Source organism: Novosphingobium sp. fls2-241-R2A-195, from assembly GCF_030209485.1.
GTDB classification, from domain to species: Bacteria; Pseudomonadota; Alphaproteobacteria; order Sphingomonadales; family Sphingomonadaceae; genus Novosphingobium; species Novosphingobium resinovorum.
On sequence record NZ_JARVRY010000036.1, the window covers coordinates 1 to 5,420 of the forward strand.

The 5,420-nt window shown below is 55.6% G+C and carries 7 protein-coding genes; 1 reads left to right on the forward strand and 6 read right to left on the reverse strand.

What is annotated here, in order from left to right:
* Window positions 1-902 precede the first annotated feature (902 nt).
* The 3 genes from QRN25_RS24265 to QRN25_RS24275 form a co-directional block, all read right to left on the reverse strand.
* Window positions 903-1,640, reverse strand: coding sequence for a hypothetical protein (locus QRN25_RS24265; RefSeq protein ID WP_285021951.1), 738 nt, complete (start codon window positions 1,638-1,640; stop codon window positions 903-905).
* Window positions 1,641-1,798: 158 nt separating this feature from the next.
* Entirely contained in the window at window positions 1,799-1,975 is a 177-nt protein-coding gene (locus QRN25_RS24270) for a hypothetical protein (RefSeq protein WP_285021952.1), read from the reverse strand.
* A 346-nt stretch (window positions 1,976-2,321) separates the two neighbouring features.
* The gene (locus QRN25_RS24275; RefSeq protein ID WP_285021953.1) at window positions 2,322-3,029 is read right to left on the reverse strand and encodes a Crp/Fnr family transcriptional regulator; all 708 of its coding nucleotides are present in this window, start codon (window positions 3,027-3,029) and stop codon (window positions 2,322-2,324) included.
* A gap of 189 nt (window positions 3,030-3,218) precedes the next feature.
* Between QRN25_RS24275 and QRN25_RS24280 the strand changes: the two genes are divergently transcribed.
* Window positions 3,219-3,500 carry a hypothetical protein gene (locus tag QRN25_RS24280; protein ID WP_285021954.1) on the forward strand — a complete coding sequence of 94 codons (282 nt, stop codon included), beginning with the start codon at window positions 3,219-3,221 and terminating at the stop codon, window positions 3,498-3,500.
* Window positions 3,501-3,758: 258 nt separating this feature from the next.
* On the opposite strand, the gene QRN25_RS24285 is transcribed toward QRN25_RS24280, so the two are convergent.
* The 3 genes from QRN25_RS24285 to QRN25_RS24295 form a co-directional block, all read right to left on the reverse strand.
* Window positions 3,759-4,022 carry a hypothetical protein gene (locus QRN25_RS24285; RefSeq protein WP_285021955.1) on the reverse strand — a complete coding sequence of 88 codons (264 nt, stop codon included), beginning with the start codon at window positions 4,020-4,022 and terminating at the stop codon, window positions 3,759-3,761.
* A 103-nt stretch (window positions 4,023-4,125) separates the two neighbouring features.
* Window positions 4,126-4,416 carry a hypothetical protein gene (locus QRN25_RS24290; protein ID WP_285021956.1) on the reverse strand — a complete coding sequence of 97 codons (291 nt, stop codon included), beginning with the start codon at window positions 4,414-4,416 and terminating at the stop codon, window positions 4,126-4,128.
* An 841-nt stretch (window positions 4,417-5,257) separates the two neighbouring features.
* Window positions 5,258-5,420 (reverse strand): DCC1-like thiol-disulfide oxidoreductase family protein (locus QRN25_RS24295; RefSeq protein ID WP_285021958.1); only part of this gene is annotated, 163 nt, incomplete at its 5' end.

Genomic DNA, 5,420 nt, shown 5'->3' on the forward strand with positions numbered 1-5,420 from the left:
GGACGGACGGCTATAGAGCGCAGCGCTCGCCGCCCGGAATGGCGAAAACGGGTGGCTAGGCGAGAGGCAGCTTTTTACGTTCTACGCGGACTAGAACTCAAGCGCGCGAGGATAATCAGAGCAATTCATGCAATCGCCAAACTCTGGCCTTTTAGGCGGTCTTTCGTGGAATCGACCCTGCTCTTTCGCGATCTTAAGGACAGCTTCGAGTGCGCCCTCTCGGACCATCCAAGCACTAGAAAATGTCACGGTCCATTCCCCCCGCGCGGCATCATCGTCGGTTGAAGTTACAGGAACCAGCGCGATCCTCTCATAGCTATCACCTTGCTTAAGAGGGTTCGTGAAATCCGGGCAAGTCGGAGGGACGTCTACCCAAACGGGAGTACCTTGATCTTTCCCTATCATTCTAGATTTTTTAGGGCGGTGATACTCGATATATTGCCGGAATGAAATTTCCGGTCTGTAAATGTATAGATAACGCGGAACATCACTCCCAACGTATATGGATTCCACCTGTAGAACTTCGGATTGCCTTTTGTCGGCATCGAAACCACGGATTACCTTTGCGCGAACTACAACACCCTTACTGGCTATTTCTTCAAGTTCTGCCTTTTGTGTTCCAGGGTCACGCAAAATCGAGCACGCTTGGGCTTGGGTGCCTATTGAGATGCCGAACGTAGCGAGAGCGGCCAACAATGTACGTAACAACATCATTAATTCACCCCGGGCAGCGAGTTCATGTGTCATAGCACTTTGGGCTAGGTCTGAAATGGGGCGTCTGCCGACGGCCCTCTTTCCGGGTTAAATCTGTGTAAGGCCGCCGTTCCGCTTCCAAAACCCGGCACCCCATCCTCTGGTGGCTGAAAGGGGTGCTAGCGGTCGTTGGCAGGAGGCAGCAACCCCTATTTGCCCTCCTTACATGCAAGATCGGCGGCGAAGACACGCCAACCAGCGACCGTCGCGGTGCGCTGCCGATCAGAGCCGCCGTTAACAATCGACCCGAACTGGCCGGTGATTTGATTGAGCACAGCATCGAGTCCATCAACAACTTGCTCTGGGCCGTAATGGCGGGTTCTTTCGAAAGCGTCCGAGGCGTGATTTACGAGAGCAATTTCCCGCGTGCGCAAGGCGCGTCGATCATCCATCTGGGCGATAATGGCGGGAACCACCGCTTCCCCAAGCTCTACAAGCCGGTCAAACACCTGCTGCTGTTGATTACCGCTGACTCGACCAAGGTGAGTGATAAGTGTGCGCACCTCCGCGTAGCCCGCTAGCGTAGTGTCGGCATGCCAAGATGCGACAATTTGCGCCTGCCGGGACGCCTCGGCCCGGGCAGCGGTCACCGTCAGGTCAGTTGCGGGCTTCAGGGCATCTGGCGTGTAGCCCGCGAAATACACACCGACCGGACCGTCATCCACGCGCGTGAGGAACAGGATCGCTGGTTTCCCTGCGAGGCGCAGTACCGCGTCATTTGAGGGTTTGTAGCCAGCATCATGCGGATAAAATCGAACCGTCGCGCTGCTTAAGCTTCCGCCCTTTACGACGCTCTCGACCTGTATGGGAATGTCCAGCCACTCCGGCGATTGCTTGCCCGCTTCATCGGCGAGGCGCTGCCTCGGGACATCCATCTTGCCGACCACAACGAGATCGGAGGCAGCGACTAAGCTCGCGAGCTTACCATCGGCCGGACAAATCCGAGCCGAGAGCGACGTAGTTGGCGCAATGCCCAATCCAAGAGCGAAGGCAAGTAGGGGAGTTCGCAGCATAGGGTGACAATGCCACCTGCGGCGCATGTCCGCTATGGGCGTTTGCCGATCGGCAGCTTTTCCATCGTCAGACGGGCCAGTCCCACCTGAACGAACGGCAGCTTCCGAGCAATGACGATGAGCCGCTGTTCGACGACAATGGGCGCGAAGCCGACCGGCCGGTTTGCCAGATCCGAATGGCGGGTTTCAGCGAAAGCCGACGCTCGCATCGACCACGCTGAATGTCTTAAGCTGGTCGCGAGCTGCCGGAACCGGACGGTCTGCACCTAGGGACCGGGATCCGATCGCTGAGCGTCTCCTAAGGGTCGAGATCTGCCACCGACCGGCTGCGGCTTGCGTCCGCTTTGCCAAGCAGTGGCCTGCAACGCGACCAGCTGCTCTCCACCATCATGGCAGTCACGACGCCCTCCGTGCTGTTGCCAGATCGCGAAGGATGCTCATGTGTCGAAATCTTTCAATATTACAAATCTATCAACATCATACGTCACGATTTCAAAATAGGCTCAATAATTTTCCAAAAATTGGAAAAATCCAAATAATTATCATAGTCAATGTTTATATTGTGTTGTTGATCCTTCGATGAAGATAGTTCTCGTCAAACCCCGCTATTTGAACCAATGCAACTGGGTCAGTAATGTTCAAGCTGCCGCGATTCAGCTCCATCGCCCCGCGCAGTCGCAATTCCTTGAGCACACGGTTGATATGAACGGCCGTCATTCCGAGCGCGTCCGCAAGGATCAACTGGGATAAGGGAAAGGCGAAGCTATCGTCATCAGCTAGGCCGATACCCCTTGCGCGGACATAGAGTTCACACATCAGGTGGGCGACGCGTTCGATGCTGCTCCGGCGCCCCATGCTTACGATCCAGGCGCGCATTGTCCCCTCATCGATAAGCTGCGCCGCGTACATGGCCCGTGCAATGTTCGGGTAATGGTCCAGCATTGCCTGCATTTCGGATCGCGAAATAGTCGCTATCGTCGCCGGCGAAATTGCCTGTATGCTATGATCCATCTCCGCGAGAATATTCACGTGCAGATCGCAGGAATCTCCAGGCATCAGGAACGCCATCACCTGCCGCGTTCCACTCGGCAGTATCTTGTAACGGCAAGCCCAGCCTTCGAGCACCACGAACACCGGGCCGGGCCTGTCACCTTCGCGGATTAAATCCTGCCGAGCGGCAAATTTCCGACTTCGAGCGGTGACTGCTTCCAACATTGCGACATCATCTGTCGTCAGCGCGACCAGTTCGCTGAGTTTGTTCACGAACCTGTTCGCCATCCTCATCGCATACACGTATCCCCCAAAATTGAATATTGCCCAAAGTTATTGTCATTTGTTGATTAATGCGATGACATCGGTGCTGTCATTCGCTATACTGCCCTCGTCGTCGAGTATCGAGTCACGCGCCGGCGGCGGAGAAATCAGTCTCTCGCCTGAAAAAAAGGCGCTGAGATGCCCGTGCATGATGATGATGAGAACGAGTCCTTTGGGTCGCTCCAATCGCCTTTCGAGCCACACGGGCAAGCTGCCTTGTTGCTTGTTGAAAGCCTGATACACGGGCTCATTGAGCAGTCTGTCCTGACGAATGACCTTGCCATCGATATCGTGGAAACCGCGCTCGAAGTTCAGGCCAGCATCGCAGAGGCGTCAGACGGAGACGAGGCGCAAATGGAAAAATCCCATGTCCTGCTTGCCGCGATAGCAGACACATTGAAGTGGGACCGAAACGCTTGACGCTTCGCGCCCTTTCGCGGCTGGTCGGCGAATTGGACACGTTGGTACTGCTTGGACGGCGGGCGTGGCCGCGGCGCTCTTGCGGCGTATCTGTCCCACAGTGCCTCCTTACATTCCAGCGAACGGATCGCACCATTAACTGCGGGATTAAACAGCTGATGCGTCGCGTCGGCGAATGTGAACAAGCGGGAGGCATGACGCTAACCATCCGATTGAGCGGGTTTTTACCATGCAACCGGGACATTGTGTCACCCCGGATTAAAGAAAACGCACACCTTCAGAATGCTGGGAAGTGATAAGCCGCGCAAGGTCATCCTCGCCAAGAAAACCGGTCTTAACCGGAACGCCTTGGTAGGTGTCGCCAAATTCCTTGGCGATCGTTCCCTCTAAACCTGCAAGCCGCTCCTTGATCTCTTCCCACTCCTCTTCCCGGAGGACGAAATAGTCGGGACGGCGACCATCTGCCAAAGCGAGCGAAATCTGCTGATCCATCTTATCAAGGATGCGGACAATCAAACTCATCGGCGCTCATCCTATAAAAGAGCGCCGAAAGTAGCAGCCGATGAGATCAATGGGAAGTAGGGTGGTTTAGGGAATGGCGATTTGGAGATCAGACGAACTCACGTCAGATCCGCCGTAAACGCGCCAATATTCCAGCGGGCGCTTCCCGAGCATATTCAATCTCTTGCTCGATCGAAGCTAATTCTTCTCGGTACCCTGCAATACGCTGCAGCCCGAGCGAGGGGTTCAATTCCTCAGCGCCTGATTTCAGTTTTGAAACTGTCCGTCGAACTTCGGCCTCCGGAGCCAAGGCGAGCCAGTGTGCGATTAAATCATGAAGCGCATAGATAGCGCCTTCGAAGCCGAGGGCCGCATCTTCCAAACTTGCGAGGCGCTCTTGCACCGATCGTGGCATCAGACGATCTCCAGGAGGTGAAGGATAATATAGAATAACAATAACATATGTTATTGTTACCGCCACCCTCCGTTTCCGGATTTTGTTTGATTAGTCGGGGCTTCGATGCCGTGGTCCATTCGAAAGCCGCTTGATTTGGCAAGTGGCTAGGTCACTGCCTAGATCAGATCATCGATGACAGACCTGAAGCCTGCCACCTTTTCGCGGGATCCGAGATCGACCGCTGCGGGCGGTGCATGAGCGTCATGTCAAACGTCGCGAGTGCGTGCTTGGGGTAGGTGGTTGCTGCTACGTGTTCTGCCGAAGCCCGTCTGAGTAGACCATACACAGGTTCTTCTTACCGTCCGTCTCGCCACTTGAGACGGTTTTGCACTACTGCCGCCCTCTTGTCGTTCCGACTGGCCTCTTCTTCCTGCCCATCTCGCTTCTCGCGTTGCCACTTGCGGCGATCGCAATCATGGCGGCGACCAAACAGCCTGGTAGTACCATACCGTTTCTGGTCTGACCGGTGCCCTTGGCGCCGCTGCCGACGGCCCGACTTGCTGCAGGCTGATCGGCAGCTTCCATCAGGGCCGGACGTGGTCAGATCCGACGTGAATGATCAGGTCTGGTTAAGAGGCGATGCGCGTTATTGACAGCTGTCGACATATCCAAATTCCGAACCGGAATTTTGCCTATCGGTCAGATCAGAGCGTCGAGGATGAGAAAGCCGACCGACTGCAACTGGGATCAGGAAATCGGCGGCTGAACAGCCACAAAGGGTCGATATCGGGAGACGTGCTCTTTTGCGCTCGGTAGCCATTCAATTTGTCCGCAAAATCGGCTGAAGAGGACCCTGCGATCACATAATCCGATCAGCATATTCCGCGTTGGGAATCCAGCAGGTCTCTCGCCGGCCGAAAATTCTGTACCGATTATGCGCGACCCATCGATACACCAGATCGCGCATCCAGCGCGGCACCAGCAACACCAGCCCGGCAATGCGCCATGGCCACCCAAGGCCG